Genomic DNA, 17,461 nt, shown 5'->3' on the forward strand with positions numbered 1-17,461 from the left:
ATTTATCTTTATACACATAAGAATAAATATTTCGTGAAAAGAGCAAATGGATCAAAAATGATTGGTCCGGCATTTAGAGATGTATATGACACTATGAAAATTGAGTTTCCTAATATTCATCGTTATATTAAGAAACGATCAGGAACTGATATTTCTGACGATCTTAACTATCAAGAAACAAATACAATGTTGAGAAAGTTTGCAAAATTAGTTAAGGCAAATTATCCTGATTTATTTTATGTGAATATTCATGATGCCGTTTTGTATAAAACCTCAGACAGACCTAAAATCGAAAAGATTTTAGGAGATCTTTTTAAATCAAATAAACCAAAATTTAAGGTTGAGGATTTGAAAAGTGAATTCAATAAAATGATGGAAGCTAAAAGGACGCCAAGGAGATCTAAGAAAGTAAAAGAAAAAATGATAGAGACTCTAAATATTAAATTAAATAAAGATAACGAGATTATATCATTTAAATCGACTTGGATGAAGAAAATCGTGGGGACGAAGAAGGAGCTTCACCGTGATGTCATGTTTCTAAAAAGTTTAACACCAAATCCAAAAAGGCCTGCAAGTTCTTTACGTCTTAATATAACAAAGGCAGAACTTAATAATTTACAGCCAAAAATACAAAGAAATCAGGTTCAGATATTGATTGATAGAGCTGCGTGAGTTGGTATTATTCGACCGTCTATTGTCCCATAAGTGTCTAGTGAAAGGATTTGATTAGACAAATACTGTAATAGATTGGTCACAGGGATACATTCAAGCGCAATGAATTCTCAGTGATCAGGGGTTTTTTCTTCTTATCAGATATGAATATGTTTCTTTTTCTCAAGATGAAGCTGAATATTATCCATTTCTCTATTCACAGTAGCACAGTCACATGGTAAAAGTCTTCTTTCTCCTGATTTGGTATGATGAATTGTAATTTTCCCATCTTTTTCGAGATTAAATATTGCTGTTCTAACTTCTTTAATATCGATTTTCAAATTATTTGCAAAGTAGCTATCTTTGGCAAAGCATGAATTTATTTTATGTAAGAAAATTTTTCTTTTTAGTATTTTGTTTTTATTATTAGTTAGTTTCATAAAAATATTATAGTCCATATTTTATTTATTATGTTTTGGCTTTATCAATATTGTTTTATTTTTTATTTAAAAACCTGAAAATAAGAACCAGTCCGAAAATAAAGTGAAACCCGATCGATACTCCCATCATTAAAGTCAAAACCCAAACTCTTTCTTCTAAATTTTGAAGATGTTCGAACCATTTTTCTTTATCTTCCCAAATGGCTGGTTCGATCTAAGTTAGAGGAAGAGTAAAAATTTCCTTCTCTTCTTTTGCTGTCGTATTGATTTTCCTTTGTATGGGAATTACTTCTGGTTCATCGGTTAGAATTTTGCTATAAAGTTCATTGTATTTTTGTTTTACAATGGGATTGGTTCTCCATCGGGAATATGCGTTTTTATAATAAGGGATTTCTGATTTAAGCTGTTTTCTTTGATAAAGAGATGAAATCGAATCGGCTTCATATTGATGGAATTGTGCAAGAAAGGGAAACTCTAAAAGAAATGGATATTTTTGATAACCCTGTGTATCAAAATAGCATGCCTTACGGATATTCTGAATTCTGAAAAAAAAATAATGCGATCTTGCGATTAAGTGGCTTTGAAATCTTCTATGTCTATTTTATCGAAAAGTAGGTTTTTAAATTTTCAGACCTAAATATGGAAATATAATCTAGTTTCTATATCTGGAAAGAGTGCCTATCATATGCCATATCTCCCTGTTCCTCGTAAGGAAATACAATTTTGTATGTTTCGTTTGGGTTTAAGAATGGGACATTGACAAGAGATTATCGACCAAATCATTCGTATGAGTCTCTAATTGGCTTGGTAGTTTATTGAATCGAATTCCAGTAAGAAATATAGGAAGAAGTCCTTCTGTTCCTATTCTTGCTCCTATGGCGATTCCAGAAGACCTTCGCTCTCTTCTAAAAGATGCAGATGTGAAAAGTAGAAGGCTTGCTGGATTGAAGTGAGGCCGTAGGTTAGCTTGTTAAATGAAAGGAAACTTTACTTTTTTTCTGCAATTATGAAAATCTGTTGCATTTAGGTGATAAATTTTCTTGTAAATCGGTTTAGGAGTAAAAAACTGAGATAGATTCTACTTTCGAAGATCGTCAAAAGTATCATGGTACGTAAAATATTCACATCTATATTATTACTTGGAATATTGATTTCCGTATCCTGCAACATTTTAGAAGCTTATGACTTCCATTGTTATAGTGACGAATTTGTTTCCCAAGCCATAGAGGTAAATCACCAAACATCAGAAGCTCCTTGCGACGGCAAGAGCCATAAAATTGAAGATTGTTTTTGTCAAAAAGATTATTCTATCTTCGATTCTACCAAATACATCAAACCTGTTTTTATTGTTTCTCTCGTATTTTTCGTATCAGAAATTCCAAATTCTTTGATTGGTCATCTTGAATATCAAAACCCTGAATTGGTATTTTCAGAATTATTTTATTCCAACAAGCTAACTCCCATTAAACTACTGATTTAAAATAAAGTCAACTTTACTGTTCGCTTTATTTCATTTTGGAGTTTATATATGTTATCATTGAAGAATGTATTTACATTCGGCTTCGTCTTTACGTTGCCTTTGTATTCTCAGTCGTATTCTCTAAACCAAATCCTGACTCTAGCTGAATCAAAAGCAGATTTGATTCTTTCCGGTCAGGCAAAGGTAGAAGAGGCTGAGAATTTAAAACAAAAAGCGGGTAAATACAAGAACCCGAACCTTTCCTTGGATTACGGTAGAAGGCGGGCAAGTAATGAATCTGGTCCCGAATATGCATTAGGTTTAAGCCAAGATTTTTATTATCCAGGTAAAAGAGACTTACGAATCAAAATCGCTGAGGCGGGCGAAAAATCCCTTTTGGCTGAGTTAGAACAAAGTAAGTTAGAATATAGATTTAGTGTGATTAAGCTAGTGTATTCCTATTTAATCGCTTTAGAAAAGGCCTCTCATATTCAGGATCGAATCAAAAGAGTCTCTCAAATTGAATCCTTTATCGAGAAAAAGGTATTCGTTTCTCCAGAAACAAAAGTTGAGTTGTATCTTGTTCAAAATCGTTTGTTAACCCTTCAGAAACACCTGATTGTACTCGAGAAAAATAAATCCGTAGAATGGGAGAAGTTGAATTTTTTCTTAGGATTGGATAAGGAAGTTTCGATTTACTCTCCCTGGCTTCTGAAAGGAAAGCCTCTAACACAAAATAATCTCTTAGCGGAAATGATCAGTCAAAATCCCATCTTAAAACAATCGCAGACTAAAATTCAACAAGCAAAGGAAGAAGTCGAACTTGCGAAACTAGATAAATATTCGGATATAAAATTGCAGGGTTCTGTTGGAGAAGATAAATCGGGTGTTGCCAACAGGTTCTTTGATTTGGGAGTTTCGTTCGCCATTCCTACATTAGATACGAATGAGGATGTTGTGAAGAGTATGCAAGCTCGGGCAATGTCTGAAAATTACCTTTTAAATCATCAGATAAGAATCTTAACCACTCGATTGAATTCTAGTTTAATTGAATACGATTCAATCAATAAATCTTTGGATAAATTTTCCATATCGTTAGTTCCTTCCATAGAACGAAAGTTGAGTTATGCAGATAACGAATTTATTAAAGGTCGAATCAGTTTAATCAATTATTTGGAGCTTGAAACCCAGCTACACGAAACTCACGAAGCAATCTATGATTATCAAATGCAGTTTGTGGAAAATATTACCGAAATATTATTTTTAACTAATAATCCCGATTTCGAAGGAGCCATCAATGTTAAGTAGAATATTAGAGTATTCGCTCAGGAATAGAAGTTTTGTTATCATTTTTTCGTTTCTACTTGTTTCCGTAGGTTTATATTCTTTGTCGAGAGTTTCCCTGGATGCATTGCCGGATATCTCTAACGTAATTGTAGAAGTGAATACAAAATCAGGTTCTCTTGACCCAGAACTGGTGGAAAAGACCATCACGTTTTTTATTGAAACTGAGTTATCCGGGATTCCTGGTGTGGTTGATATTCGGTCGTTGTCTAAATTCGGATTATCTAATGTTGTTTTAACTTTTGAAGATGGCACTGATGTTTACCGCGCTAGGCAAATCGTAATGGAACGACTTCAAAACGTAAAAGATAGAATTCCTCCTTGGGCTATGCCTGAATTAACACCTATTACGACAGGACTCGGTGAGATATTGATGTATTCCGTTGCAGCAAAACCTGGCTCTAAATTGGATTTGTTGGATGAGGCAGAAAAACTTACTTATTTAAGAACCATACAGGATTTAAGTGTAAGAAATCAAATCCGATCCAACGTGAAGAATATTGCGGAAGTAGATACGATAGGCGGGTATGCGCAAGAAATCCATATCGATTTAATTCCGAATCGATTAAAAGCGCAAAGTATTAGCATTAACGAAATCGTTAAAGCTCTTGATTCTGTGGGAGACAACTTTGGTGGGGGGTATATAGAGAAAAATGATGAAATGATCATCGCAAGATCTTTCGGAAGTGGATTGAAACTGGAAGAATTGAAAAAGATTCCGATCCGCCAAAACGGTTTTGGCAATTTAGTTCGAGTAGGTGATGTGGCCGTCGTAAGAGTGCATGGAATGCAACGACTAGGATCGGCAACACATAACGGAAAGGAGATCGTTCTCGGTACTGTAATGATGTTAATGGGATCAAATAGTAGAGAAACGGTAAGTGAGCTAAAGGATTTTCTGAAAAGGATTCAATTGCCAGAAGATGTAGAGATCAATATATTAAGCGAAAGGAGTTTTTTGGTTAATGCTACAATATCGACAATTGCCAAAAACTTAACAGAAGGCGCATTACTCGTTGTCTTCATTTTGTTTCTTGCCTTAGGTAATTTTAGGGCTTCCATTTTTGTGGCGATCATTATTCCTCTTTCTATGCTTTTTACTGCAATAGGAATGTATTACTTCAATATCTCGGCGAATTTGATGAGTCTTGGTGCGATTGATTTTGGTTTACTCGTTGATGCTGCCATCGTTATGGTAGAAAATATTCTTGCTAAGAAAGAAGAGTTAGGTGATAGTCCGATTTCTGATCCTGTTTCATTTGTGCTGGATGCTTCTAAGGAGATTTTAGCTCCAGTCACATCAGGTATCATCATAGTCGCAACGGTATATATTCCTATTTTAACCTTGGATGGAATAGAAGGTAAGATGTTTCGTCCTATGGCAGAGGCAGTACTACTCGCACTGGGAGGAAGTTATTTAATCACTTTATTAATCATTCCCTTTTTATGTTTGTTCATTGTGAAAGGACATCTAAAGAAATCGAAAAAGAAAGGAAGATTTGAAAAACTGAAAGGTTTATATATTCCTATTCTTCTTTTCGGTTTCAAACAGAGAAGATTTGCATTATTATCCGCTGTTTCCTTGTTCCTTTTTTCGTGTTTTCTTTTCTTTCAATTGGGGGGGGATTTTATTCCTCAGCTGAAAGAAGGCGACATGATGATTACCGTCGTTAGAGACAGTAACATTAGTTTAACCAAGTCAACTGAATCGCAGAAGAAGATGGAAGCTTTTTTGAGTGAATTCAAGGAAGTTGAGTATGTGTTTTCAAGAACAGGTACAACAGAAGTTGCCAATGATCCGATGGGAATTTATATGTCTGATACTTTCGTTATCCTTAAAAAAGATTCTATCGATTCCTTAATTAAAGAAAAAAACTGGAATGAGTTTGTTGAAAGGTTACGAATCAAATTGAACAACGAGTTCCCTGATGATGAGATATCTATTGGCCAGCCTGTGGAAGCTAGATTCAATGAATTATTGGAAGGCAGTCGTGCTGATATTACCTTTCGTATTCTTGGAAATGATTTGGAGACATTGATCACACTTCAAAACGCAGCAGAAGAGAACTTAAAGTCAATCAATGGTGTAGGTGATGTTGAGCTTGATCCTATTTTGGCACTTAGGCATGGCAAAGTTTTGGATTTTAAGCCAAATTACGATCGTATCCTTCGATACGGAATTACCATTCAGGACTTTAATGATACATACAATGCCTATTTAAGTGGTAGAAGTGTGGGTAATTATTATGAGGACGATAAAAAATTTCCTATTGTTGTAAAGCTTGCGGAAGAATACCGTGAGTCCCTTGCCGATTTAAATCAAATGCCGATAGGAACTTTGGATTTAGGCGCAATATCCATGCAGGAAGTTTCTAGTTATACATTAGAAAAAAAGGTGATGACTATTTCTCGCAGCAATGGTCGACGTTATGCGGCAATTTCTATTAATCTGGATGATCGTGATATGGAGAGTTTTGTTAAGGATGCAAAAGAAAAAATTAATTCAAATCTTAGCATACCGGACAATTATCAGGTTTTCTGGGGAGGGCAGTTTAAAAATTTAGAGAAAGCAAAGTCAAAGCTTGCGATCGTAGTGCCAGTTACTTTGTTTGCCATCTTTTTTCTTTTACTCAAAAGTTTGAACAGCTACAAGCAGGCAATCTTGGTTTATTTAAGTATCCCATTTGCAACGACAGGAGGAATCTTCGCTCTTTACTTGCGAGGAATGAACTTCAGTATTTCTGCTGCTATCGGATTTATTGCCTTATCTGGTATCGCCATTCTGAACGGAGTTGTGAAAATACATAATATCAATCAGCTACGAAAGAATGGAATGTCTCTGAAAGAAGCCGTACAAGAAGCAGCTGTATCGAGACTCAGACCAGTTTTAATGACAGCTTTAGTCGCATCTCTAGGATTTATTCCAATGGCAATCGGTGAAGGTTTGGGCGCTGAGGTGCAAATGCCATTGGCAACTGTTGTGATTGGGGGATTGATTTCTTCCACCTTGTTGACGTTATTTCTTCTTCCTGTCTTTTATGAATGGCTTGAAGAAGATTAAACAATGAATTAGTAATTTTACGTGGTATATGAGGAAAGGAAATATGGAACATAAACATACCCAGGGTAAGTCGCCTTGCTGCGGACAGGAAGAAGAAACTTATGGTAAAAAAGAAACACATCAGCACGAACACAGTGATGATGACGGGCATGATCACAATCATATTATGAAAATATTTTTGCCGAGTATTTTATCGTTAGCGTTGTTACTCGTTGCTATCTTCTTTGATAATTTATTGAAGCCTAGCTGGTTTACTGGCTGGATAAGGATTCTTTGGTATACGATTTCCTATGTTCCGGTTGGTTTTCCTGTATTGAGAGATGCGTTGCAAAGTATAGTTAAAGGAGATGTTTTCTCTGAGTTCTTTCTGATGAGTATTGCCACGATCGGAGCTTTTGCTATTGGTGAATATCCAGAAGGCGTTGCAGTCATGTTATTTTATTCCGTAGGAGAGATATTTCAAACATTGGCAGTAAAAAGAGCCAAGTTGAACATCAAATCGTTGCTTGATCAAAGGCCTGATGAAGTGACGGTTTTAAGAAATAATCAACAACAAACTGTAAAGGCAGAAAGTGTGGGCATTGGAGAGATTATTCAGCTTAAACCTGGGGAAAAGCTAGGTTTGGACGGTACATTATTGTCCCAAACGGCATCTTTCAATACTGCGGCTTTAACTGGCGAAAGTAAGCCTGATACAAAAGTTAAAGGTGATACTGTATTGGCAGGCATGATAAATCTTACTACCGTTGCACAGGTAAAAGTAACGATGGCGTACACCGATAGTAAATTGAGTAAAATTTTAGAGTTGGTACAAAATGCCACATCAAGAAAAGCTCCCACCGAATTATTTATCAGAAAGTTTGCAAACATTTATACACCTATTGTAGTATTGTTAGCCGTAGCAATATGTTCACTACCTTATTTTTTTATAGCTGAGTATCAATTTAAGGATTGGTTATATAGGGCTTTAGTGTTTCTCGTTATTTCTTGCCCTTGCGCATTGGTGATTAGTATTCCTTTGGGTTATTTCGGCGGAATTGGTGCAGCAAGTAGAAATGGAATATTGTTTAAAGGAAGTAATTTTTTAGATTCTCTTGCGAGCATTCAAAACATAGTAATGGATAAAACTGGAACAATGACCAAGGGCGTTTTTAAAGTTCAAGAAATTGTTTTCAACAAAGAATTTGATCAAATAGAAATTCTTCAAATGGTCAATGTTTTGGAAAGTTATAGCAACCATCCAGTGGCAACTGCAATTTTGGAATTTATGGGTATAATAAATAATAATATTCAATTGCAGAATGTAGAAGAAATTTCAGGACATGGACTAAAGGCAGAGATAAATGGAAAACAGTTATTGGTGGGGAATTTTAAGTTATTAGATAAATTTTCGATCATTTACAATATTGATCCAAGCAGTATTGTTTATACGGTCATTGCTGTGGCTTATGATAGAAGGTTTGTAGGTTACATTACCATTGCGGATAGCATAAAAGAAGATGCTCAAATTACTGTCGATAAGTTAAATTTACTTGGTGTAAAATCAACAATGTTAAGTGGTGACAAAAGTACGGTTGTAAGATTTGTTGCAGAGAAATTGGGTATCAATCATGCTTTTGGAGATTTACTTCCCGAAGACAAAGTCAAGAAGGTGAGTGAAATCAAAGCGAGAAAGGAAACAGTTGCTTTTGTCGGAGACGGCGTGAATGATGCACCTGTTATCGCATTGAGCGATGTTGGTATTGCAATGGGTGGTTTGGGAAGCGATGCCACCATTGAAACTGCCGATGTAGTGATTCAAGATGACAAGCCAAGTAAAATACCTATGGCAATTCATATTGGAAGACAGACGAAAAGGATTGTTTGGCAAAATATCATTTTGGCTTTTGTGATAAAGGGCATCGTATTAGTTTTAGGGGCCGGTGGATTAGCTACAATGTGGGAAGCTGTGTTTGCTGACGTGGGAGTTGCGTTAATTGCTATTTTGAATGCAGTAAAAATACAACGAATGAAGTTTTAAACTATTTACTATGAACTGTTGTTTTAATCAAAGTAAATGATGTTGGCATTTTTGAAGAGCCTGATTTCCCTCAAACGTATTTGCCACAATTAAAATATCTTTTTCGAGATTAGAATGAATTTATTTGATAAAAAGCATCTTTTACATTCTCGTATGCCCAATGGACGTGTTTTCTTTTTTTCCGTTTTTGGACTATTCTTGATTTCACTCTTTCATTGGTGGGCATTGACGAGAGAGAATGATTTTCTTTTGGCTGTTTCTTTGAGAACATACTATTTCCCCGTTATATACGCAGCAGTAATGTCGAGTATGGCTTTCGGAGTTACGATAGGTGCTTTGGCTGGTTTACTTCATTTTGTCATTATGAGTTATTTTTCAGTTCATGAAATAGATCATCATAATATGCTTGAGATGGAGCATAATATTGAGATTGCATTCTTGATAGTCCTCGGTGCAATCACAGGAATTATACGGGATCACGAGAAGCATGAGAGAGAGGAGAAAGAAAAAATTCGTAGCCACTTTGCTCGTTATTTGTCTCCACAGATTGTAGAAGAGATTATTACGCATGGGGAAGCTTTATCTCCTCGTGAAGTCAGCGTTCCTATTTTATTCAGTGATCTTCGTAATTTTACGACAATATCGGAACATTTAAAGCCAGACGAATTACTAAGTTATTTAAATGGATATTTTGGGGCTATGACAGAGATTATTCTGAAGAATGGAGGATATTTAGATAAATTTATTGGAGATGCTATTTTAGCAGTTTTCGGAGTTCCCATCCCACAGGAAGGTTCTGCGCAAATCGCAGTAAAGACTGCGCAAGAAATGCAAATAAGAATTGCTGAACTAAATAAATATGAACCCTATTTGTCGTTTCCTCTGACTTCAGGAATTGGTTTACATTTAGGTAAAGTTATCGCAGGAAATGTTGGTTCGTCAGACAGATCAGATTACACCGTGATAGGCGATCCTGTTAATCTAGCTTCGCGTATTGAAAATTTAACCAAAGAATATAATGTATCGATCCTTATGTCAGATGCTATAGTAAAGGAATTGGATCATGAGATTCTGTATCGTGAGATTGACACAGTCCGTGTGAAGGGGCGATCTGAGTCTTGCGTTCTTTTTGAAGTAATTCTCTAGCAAAGGATTTATAGGATATAAAATTGCGGGGATTTATTTTAAAATTACCCTCAGTTTGGCACCTATGAACCAAGAAACACCTTCTCTTTTTTTTTTCATCTAGCATTTTTTATTGACATTTGTATTTTTTTTCGAGTCAGATGAATTAAAGTATGAGAGCTTGGGCAAAAAAGATTGTAGGTTTAGTAGTTGGAACAGGGTTCCTTTTACAAATTGCTTGCTCATCTTTCGCTATATTTTCCGGTTCTTGTCTTCTTTTGTTCACGAATTCAACGGAAATTTCACTTGATGCTTCCGAACTTCCTCCCTGCCATCAGGCTCAAGAATCTTCAGCAGAATCACAAGATTGTTGTGGAAAGGAAAAATCGATTTCATCTGGCGATTCTGGCAGTTCTTTCGATTGGGAAAAGAAAAATGTAAAGCGAGTTGTTCTTTATCGACTTCTTTCCATCGCCGACTCGTTTTTTATAAATTTTGAAAAGGTTTCTTTTCATATTCATCATCCATATTCGGATGTTTCTCTTCAAGGTAGATTAGCACTCTTACAAGTTTTCCTCATTTAAAAGCCTCTTCTTTTTCCTAAACTACCTTTGGAGGGAGAAGTATGAAGAGCATACTTGTTTATTTAATATTTATTCAGTTACTATTACCATCTTTGCTTTTTGCAGAAAAGAAAAGTGTTGATGATATACTTGAAATTTTGGCCTCAGAACACCCGGAGTCAAAGTCGTTGGCTGGAACTTCGCAGGCACATAAATTTCATACAGAGGCATCAGGGATTTTACCTGACCCTAAAGTTGGTTTTGCTTTTCGGAATTATCCAACACGAAATGGATACTCCTTAAGCGGAAACAAGGCGTTAGATACGCCGACAATGACAGGGATGGAACTTTCCGTATCTCAAGAGTTTCCATTTCCCGGCAAATTAGATACTCAAAAGAAAGTCTCGAAATTTCTTCAGAGTGAAGCTGATCTAGCTTATCTTTCTGGAGTTAATCGGATTGCAGGAGAGCTTTTTCTTCGCCTAAACCGGTTTAAATCTTTTGAAAGAAAAAAACTAATCAACCAAAGAGTTCTATCACTGCTAGATGCACAAAAATCTATTAGCGAAAGTTCATATTCTTATGGAGGAAGCACGTTAGCCGGTGTTTTAAAAACAACTGTAGCAAAGACCGAGGCTGTGGCGAGAGAAACAGAATATTCCACTTCTCTAAACGATTTACGCTCTCAATTGGATTATTATCTGATTTCTGGAAAGTTGTCTTTTGCTGATTTGAGCGAAATGGATTTGGATTCATTCTTGGAGAAGGAATATCTTGAGTTGGAAAGTTTAATGAAGTCCGATTCATCAATAGTTGAAACTTCCCCAGATTACAAAATCCAAACAGAAGAAGAAAGGCGTTTGAAGGAACAGGCCAAATTGGCTAGATATTCTTTGGCGCCAGAAACAGAAGTTTTCTTCTCCTATATGAAAAGGAAACCGCAGACATTCGTGTTAGATCAAGGTCCGTTAAATTACGCACTTATGGATGTCACTGAATATCGTGGAGATCTTTTCAGTCTTGGGATAAACATGAGAGTTCCTGTCTGGTCGGCACTCAAATGGGACTCCATTACAGGTGAGAGCGACCATTTAGCAGAAGCAGGAAAAGACTCTGTGGAAAAAACAAGAAATCAAATGTTTTCTGAGTTACAGCGAAATCTCTCTCTCTTTAAGGGACTCGCAGAACAAATAGGAATATTTGAGAAGAGGCTGATTCCTGAACTCGAAAAGGCAGCAAGAGCTGGAACCTATCAATACGCTGCTGGAAAATCCAATGTACTAGATACATTGTTGGTTCAAACTGAGATTCTAAATACTAAAATTCGTTTGGAAGATCTGAAGGAACGTAAAAACGAATCTATAATCAGCGTTTTGAAGCTTTTGAGCTTATTATATAAAGAAATTAAAACATCTGAACATAAAAATCACTAATTAGGAAAAATTTATGAAACGAATAATCTATTCTCTACTTATTATCACATCACTTTCAACCTCAATTTTCTCTCATGAAGGAAAGGAAACTTTTGTTTTGCGGGAAGTTGCAAGAATTCATGCGGAAATTTTTTCCGAAAAGTCAGATGTTTTGGACACAAGCAAACTCACTGAAATGCTAAAGGGAGAGCCTGATCGAAAGAAAGATTTAGAATATTTCCGAAAAGCTATCCCCATTTCTGAAGAGATTGGAAAGACAAAGGATTTAAACAAAAAAAGAGAATTGTTTTTGAAACTCTCTGAGGCATTAGAACCTATCATTGGTCATCATGATAAATCTGGCGTTTCTGTGTTCTATTGCCCAATGCTAAAAAGAAAATGGTTAGCTGAAGGTAAGAATATCCGAAATCCTTATGACTCTAAAATGAAGTCCTGTGGAGTAGTCGTAAGTGAAGCCGAATAAACTTTTCTCCTCGCCAAAAGGGAGAAGAGTAAGAGTGCCGATGCTTCTTTTGATGATAACAGTAGTATCCTTTTTGATGAACTGTTCGAAAAAAAAGGATACTTATTATTGTCCGATGCATCCTAATTATACTTCAGATCGTCCTGGAACATGCCCGATTTGTAATATGGATTTGGTGAAAAAAGAGGACATTAAGGAAACCGACCATACAGAACATAACTCAGAACCTTCTTCCCAAATGGAGGAAGGTCAAGAAACCTCCGATGAAGTTGTGCTTTCTAAGGAGAAGCAGCAGACAATTGGAATCAAAACAGAAATAGCAAGCAAGAAAGATCTAACTAAGCAATTTCGACTTTATTCAAGTGTAGCTTATGATCCAGATTTATATGCGGCATTAACTGAATATAAAGAAGCTATTCGATCTTCAGCATTAGCTCCAGAAGTAAGTTCAGGTATCAATATTACAAATTTACAGTTAAGACTGCGTCAATTAGGTCTTTCTGTAGAGCAAATTCGTCTTTGGTCATCAGGACAAAGAGATCCCTCTGAACTCATCTTAGGTGGAAAAGCTGGTAGAGCCCACATTTACTCACAAATTTACGAATCAGACCTCTCTAGTATAAAGGTCGGTTTGGCGATTGCTTTTAAAACTGATGTTTATCCGAATCGTGAATTCCGTGGTAAAATCAAAAGTATCGATACTATCTTTGATAAAAATAGCCGGACGCTACGACTTAGGAGCGAAGTGTCCGATCCTGAACATCTTTTGAAGCCTCAGATGTTTGGAGAAACAAATGCTCAATTGAGTTCTGTTGCAATTTTAAGCATTCCCACTTCTGCTATTTTGGATACAGGTATTCGTAAGTTAGTTTATGTACAGACTGGACCAGATCGCTTCCGCCCTGTGGAAGTTAAAACCGGGAAAGTTTTCGACTCTTGGACAGAAATTATCTCTGGTGTGGAAGATGGACAGAGTGTTGTAAGTGAGTCGACATTCCTTATCGATTCTGAAGCAAAGATTCGATTCGGTTCGAATGCACACTCACATTGAGGATTAAAAATGATACGATCTATTATTAGTTTTTCAGCACATAATAAGTTCTTAATTTTACTTCTTACGGCTGTTCTCCTTGTAGCCTCTTATATTTCGATGAAGACGATTCCTTTAGATGCGATTCCTGATTTGTCTGATACGCAAGTAATCATTTATTCTAGATGGGATCGGAGTCCAGACGTCATTGAGGATCAAGTCACATATCCGATTATTACTTCCTTGCTTGGCGCACCTAAGATTAAAGTAGTAAGAGGATTTTCCGATTTCGGCTTTTCCTATGTATATGTTATCTTTCAGGATGGAACAGATATTTATTGGGCTCGTTCTAGAGTGATAGAATATTTGTCTCGGATTCAACCACTCTTGCCTCCAGGAGTTAGAACTGAATTAGGGCCTGATGCAAGTGCTGTGGGTTGGATATTTCAATATGCACTTGTTGATAAAACAGGAAATAATTCTCTTGCTGACTTGAGAACTTATCAAGATTTTCAACTCAGATATCTTTTGAATTCTGTTCCTGGAGTTTCAGAGGTAGCAGGTATTGGCGGTTTTAAAAAACAATATCAGATCACCATCAATCCAAATGCTTTAAGATCTTATAATATTGGATTCGAAACAATCGTTCAAAAAATCCGAGAAAGCAACCAAGAGACTGGAGGAAGGCTTTTAGAAATATCTGGTGCGGAGTATATGGTAAGAGGAAGAGGATATTTAACATCTCTTTCTGATATTGAGAATATTCCGCTCGCTACTGATTTAAATGGAACACCTGTATTGTTACGAAATGTAGCTTCTGTGCAATTTGGCCCAGACATACGAAGAGGAATTGTCGATTTGGATGGGGAAGGGGATGTTGTTGGTGGAACGATTGTAATGAGGCATGGCGAGAATGCCCTTTCCGTTATAGAAAGAGTCAAAGATAAGATTGAAGAAATCAAAAAGAATCTACCTACTGGCTCTGAAATAATTACTACTTATGATCGTTCTGAACTGATTGATCATGCGATTTCCAATTTAAAATTTAAACTTGTTGAAGAGATGCTGATTGTATCCTTTGTGATCCTTCTTTTCTTATGGCATTTCCCTTCTGCGATCATTCCAATTCTTACAATTCCGATTTCAATCATCATTGCGTTTATACCAATGAAACTTTTTGATATTAATGCAAATATCATGTCACTTGCTGGCATGGCAATTTCCATAGGAGTATTGGTGGATGGTGCCATTGTCGAAGTTGAAAATGCATATAAAAAATTAGAGGAATGGGAATCTGGAGGAAGAATTGGCGATTATCATAAAGTACGGTTAGAGGCATTATTAGAAGTTGGGCCTTCTGTATTCTTTTCATTGTTGGTGATTGCTGTCGCTTTTTTCCCAATATTTACACTTGTAGATCAAGAAGGGCGATTATTCCGACCGTTAGCATATTCAAAAAACATTGCTATGGCTGTTGCTGCTTTTTTAGCAATTACTTTAGACCCTGCCTTTCGTATGCTCTTTACCAGGATGGAGCCTTTCCAATTTCGAAGCAAGTTTGTATCAAAGGTCGCAACTACTCTTTTAGTTGGTAAATATTATCCAGAGGAAAAACATCCAGTAAGTAAGATACTTTTCAAATTTTACGAACCAGCTTGTCGTTGGGTATTACATAGACCTAAAGCAATTATTGCTTCAGCAGGTTTACTCGTATTACTTACTGTTCCTGTTTATTTTAGCTTGGGATCTGAATTTATGCCTCAGCTTTACGAGGAATCCTTCCTCTATATGCCTACCACTTTACCAGGTATATCTGTTTCCGAAGCGGAAAAGCTCATGGTTGTAATGGATAAAAAATTAAAGTCATTCCCTGAGGTGAAAAGGGTTTTTGGAAAAGCAGGTCGATCTGACACGGCAACTGATTCGGCTCCATTCTCAATGATGGAAACTGTTATTCTTTTAAAGCCACAGAGTGAATGGAGAAAAGCGGAGAGGTTCTATTCTCAATGGCCTAAAGTTTTTCAGTATCCGTTTTATCCTTTTGTTTCGGATCGGCTAACTAAAGATGAACTTGTCGAAAAGATGAACAGCGAAATGCAATTTCCTGGAGCTACAAACGCATGGACTATGCCTATTAAAGCTAGGATTGATATGTTGAGTACGGGAATGCGAACTCCCATTGGCATAAAAATCATGGGCTCTTCTTTGGAAGAAATCGAACGAATCGGTGTTGAAGTTGAAACTCTATTGAAGTCGGATAAAGATGTAAGGAGTGTTTTCGCAGAACGAACAGTTGGTGGATATTTTTTAGATATAGATTTGAAACGGGAGAGACTCGCAAGATATAATATTTCTATCGAAGCTGCTCAACAAATTGTGGTGGCAGCTATTGGTGGAGAACCGGTCACACTCACTATAGAAGGTAGACAACGTTTTTCAGTAAACATAAGATATCCGAGAGAACTGAGAGATTCTGTAGATAAAATTAAATCTATACTTGTTCCAACACGAGAGTTCGGACATGTTCCTATCTCTGAAATAGCAGAGATTAAAACTAAGACAGGTCCTTCTATGATCCGGGATGAAAATGGATTTCTAGCTGGGTATGTATATGTCGATCCTTCCACTTCCGATATTGGTGGATTTGTCGATCGAGCAAAACTATTAGTATCTAAATCGATTCAACTGCCTCCTGGTTTTTCCATAGTTTGGAGTGGTCAATATGAAAACATGCTTCGTGTTAGAGAGAGGATGCGCTACATTTTACCTCTGACCATTTTTATCATATTCATCTTGTTATATTTTAACACGAAGTCTTATGCGAAAACACTTATTGTTCTACTTGCGGTGCCTTTTTCCTTAATAGGAGCAGTTGGACTTTTATACGTGTTAGATTATCAAATTTCTGTTGCAGTTTGGGTTGGTATGATTGCTCTCATGGGCTTAGATGCTGAAACGGGTGTTTTCATGCTCCTATATTTGGATCTTTCCTATAATGATGCAGAAAAAAAAGGAAAATTGCGAAATAAGGAAGAGATGATTGAAGCTATCATTCATGGAGCAGTTCATAGAGTAAGACCGAAAATTATGACGGTTCTTGCTGCAATGATGGGTCTTCTGCCTATTATGTGGTCTCAAAGCACTGGTTCGGATGTAATGAAACGAATTGCAGCACCTATGGTTGGGGGACTTTTAACAAGTTTTATTTTAGAACTTTTGGTTTATCCTCCTATTTATATGCTTTGGAAAGAAGGGAGACTTCGAATGTTGCAGTTTGGCAATAAGAAAATACCTAAATCAAATTCCTTTGAGACAGCTCCTATTTCAGAGATTGGTGAATACTTTAATAATGAAGTGGTGGAAACTCCTTTGGAAGATGATCATCCAGTTGTGAAAGTAAAAAGTAAAACAAGTCGAAAAAAAGCAAATATGCACAGTGATGAGCCAAGCGATTAGAAAATAATAGGAAGAATGATTCGAGGGAAACTAATATCTTACTTTTTGAAGGAGTAAGATATTAGTTTGTTATAAGTTAGTATTTAATTTCATCTTAACGTCTTTTGCGTGTTTTTGGGAAAGATGATCTCCTTTGCAAGATTATTCCTTTAGGGAATTTAGAGTTCCTTGAATTTCTTACCTAACTTGACGCATATCCTCCCAATTCTCTTTGACAAAAACCTGTACATTCAAATAAAACGTCACTCATGAGCAGTGCCCAAACAGAGAAAATTTCACAGAAAACGAAAATAGCAGATAACTCTACACGATCGCATGTTTCGAGCCACAAAAAGACAAGGCACTTATTTACAACTCCCCGCACGAACACGCCTAACCCGAAATTCGAGCTACTCTCGAACTTCGGACCAAACATC

11 protein-coding genes and 1 pseudogene are annotated in these 17,461 nt (G+C 36.4%); 11 read left to right on the forward strand and 1 reads right to left on the reverse strand.

Annotation, left to right across the window (positions count from 1 at the left end; all coding sequences use genetic code 11):
* Positions 1 to 672 (forward strand): hypothetical protein (locus EHS15_RS11845; protein ID WP_210416340.1); only part of this gene is annotated, 672 nt, incomplete at its 5' end.
* Positions 673 to 809: 137 nt separating this feature from the next.
* Here EHS15_RS11845 and EHS15_RS11850 read toward each other — a convergent pair.
* Complete coding sequence (locus EHS15_RS11850) at positions 810 to 1,091, reverse strand: hypothetical protein (protein ID WP_135760795.1); 282 nt, start codon at positions 1,089 to 1,091, stop codon at positions 810 to 812.
* An 809-nt stretch (positions 1,092 to 1,900) separates the two neighbouring features.
* On the opposite strand from EHS15_RS11850, the pseudogene EHS15_RS11855 reads away from it, so the two are divergent.
* The 10 genes and pseudogenes from EHS15_RS11855 to EHS15_RS11900 form a co-directional block, all read left to right on the forward strand.
* A pseudogene (locus EHS15_RS11855) lies at positions 1,901 to 2,044 on the forward strand (DUF3703 domain-containing protein); the annotation flags it as partial.
* 152 nt (positions 2,045 to 2,196) lie between these two features.
* A complete protein-coding gene (locus EHS15_RS11860) occupies positions 2,197 to 2,571 on the forward strand; it encodes a hypothetical protein (RefSeq protein ID WP_135760796.1) in 375 nt (124 codons plus the stop codon).
* Positions 2,572 to 2,619: 48 nt separating this feature from the next.
* The gene (locus tag EHS15_RS11865) at positions 2,620 to 3,858 is read left to right on the forward strand and encodes a TolC family protein (RefSeq protein WP_135760797.1); all 1,239 of its coding nucleotides are present in this window, start codon (positions 2,620 to 2,622) and stop codon (positions 3,856 to 3,858) included.
* Complete coding sequence (locus tag EHS15_RS11870; protein ID WP_135760798.1) at positions 3,848 to 6,955, forward strand: efflux RND transporter permease subunit; 3,108 nt, start codon at positions 3,848 to 3,850, stop codon at positions 6,953 to 6,955. The genes EHS15_RS11865 and EHS15_RS11870 overlap by 11 nt, the downstream gene beginning before the upstream one ends.
* A 43-nt stretch (positions 6,956 to 6,998) precedes the next feature.
* Complete coding sequence (locus tag EHS15_RS11875; RefSeq protein WP_135760799.1) at positions 6,999 to 8,975, forward strand: heavy metal translocating P-type ATPase; 1,977 nt, start codon at positions 6,999 to 7,001, stop codon at positions 8,973 to 8,975.
* Between the two features lie 114 nt (positions 8,976 to 9,089).
* The gene (locus EHS15_RS11880; RefSeq protein ID WP_135760800.1) at positions 9,090 to 10,121 is read left to right on the forward strand and encodes an adenylate/guanylate cyclase domain-containing protein; all 1,032 of its coding nucleotides are present in this window, start codon (positions 9,090 to 9,092) and stop codon (positions 10,119 to 10,121) included.
* A 604-nt stretch (positions 10,122 to 10,725) separates the two neighbouring features.
* Positions 10,726 to 12,096 carry a TolC family protein gene (locus EHS15_RS11885; protein ID WP_135760801.1) on the forward strand — a complete coding sequence of 457 codons (1,371 nt, stop codon included), beginning with the start codon at positions 10,726 to 10,728 and terminating at the stop codon, positions 12,094 to 12,096.
* A gap of 13 nt (positions 12,097 to 12,109) precedes the next feature.
* Complete coding sequence (locus EHS15_RS11890; RefSeq protein WP_135760802.1) at positions 12,110 to 12,559, forward strand: LIC13259/LIC11441 family protein; 450 nt, start codon at positions 12,110 to 12,112, stop codon at positions 12,557 to 12,559.
* 40 nt (positions 12,560 to 12,599) lie between these two features.
* Positions 12,600 to 13,610 (forward strand): heavy metal-binding domain-containing protein, encoded by a 1,011-nt coding sequence (locus tag EHS15_RS11895; protein WP_210416341.1) that lies wholly within the window; start codon positions 12,600 to 12,602, stop codon positions 13,608 to 13,610.
* Positions 13,611 to 13,619: 9 nt separating this feature from the next.
* Positions 13,620 to 17,045 (forward strand): efflux RND transporter permease subunit, encoded by a 3,426-nt coding sequence (locus EHS15_RS11900; RefSeq protein ID WP_135760804.1) that lies wholly within the window; start codon positions 13,620 to 13,622, stop codon positions 17,043 to 17,045.
* Positions 17,046 to 17,461: the final 416 nt, after the last annotated feature.

Source organism: Leptospira idonii (assembly GCF_004770995.1).
Classification (GTDB): domain Bacteria; phylum Spirochaetota; class Leptospiria; order Leptospirales; family Leptospiraceae; genus Leptospira_A; species Leptospira_A idonii.

Bases quoted from the DNA above. Each gene is read 5' to 3' on its own strand.
- EHS15_RS11870 (WP_135760798.1), top strand. From the start codon at position 3,848: ATGTTAAGTAGAATATTAGAGTATTCGCTCAGGAATAGAAGTTTTGTT.
- EHS15_RS11895 (WP_210416341.1), top strand. From the start codon at position 12,600: ATGCTTCTTTTGATGATAACAGTAGTATCCTTTTTGATGAACTGTTCG.
- EHS15_RS11860 (WP_135760796.1), top strand. From the start codon at position 2,197: ATGGTACGTAAAATATTCACATCTATATTATTACTTGGAATATTGATT.
- EHS15_RS11865 (WP_135760797.1), top strand. From the start codon at position 2,620: ATGTTATCATTGAAGAATGTATTTACATTCGGCTTCGTCTTTACGTTG.
- EHS15_RS11900 (WP_135760804.1), top strand. From the start codon at position 13,620: ATGATACGATCTATTATTAGTTTTTCAGCACATAATAAGTTCTTAATT.
- EHS15_RS11850 (WP_135760795.1), bottom strand. From the start codon at position 1,091: ATGAAACTAACTAATAATAAAAACAAAATACTAAAAAGAAAAATTTTC.
- EHS15_RS11880 (WP_135760800.1), top strand. From the start codon at position 9,090: ATGAATTTATTTGATAAAAAGCATCTTTTACATTCTCGTATGCCCAAT.
- EHS15_RS11885 (WP_135760801.1), top strand. From the start codon at position 10,726: ATGAAGAGCATACTTGTTTATTTAATATTTATTCAGTTACTATTACCA.
- EHS15_RS11890 (WP_135760802.1), top strand. From the start codon at position 12,110: ATGAAACGAATAATCTATTCTCTACTTATTATCACATCACTTTCAACC.
- EHS15_RS11875 (WP_135760799.1), top strand. From the start codon at position 6,999: ATGGAACATAAACATACCCAGGGTAAGTCGCCTTGCTGCGGACAGGAA.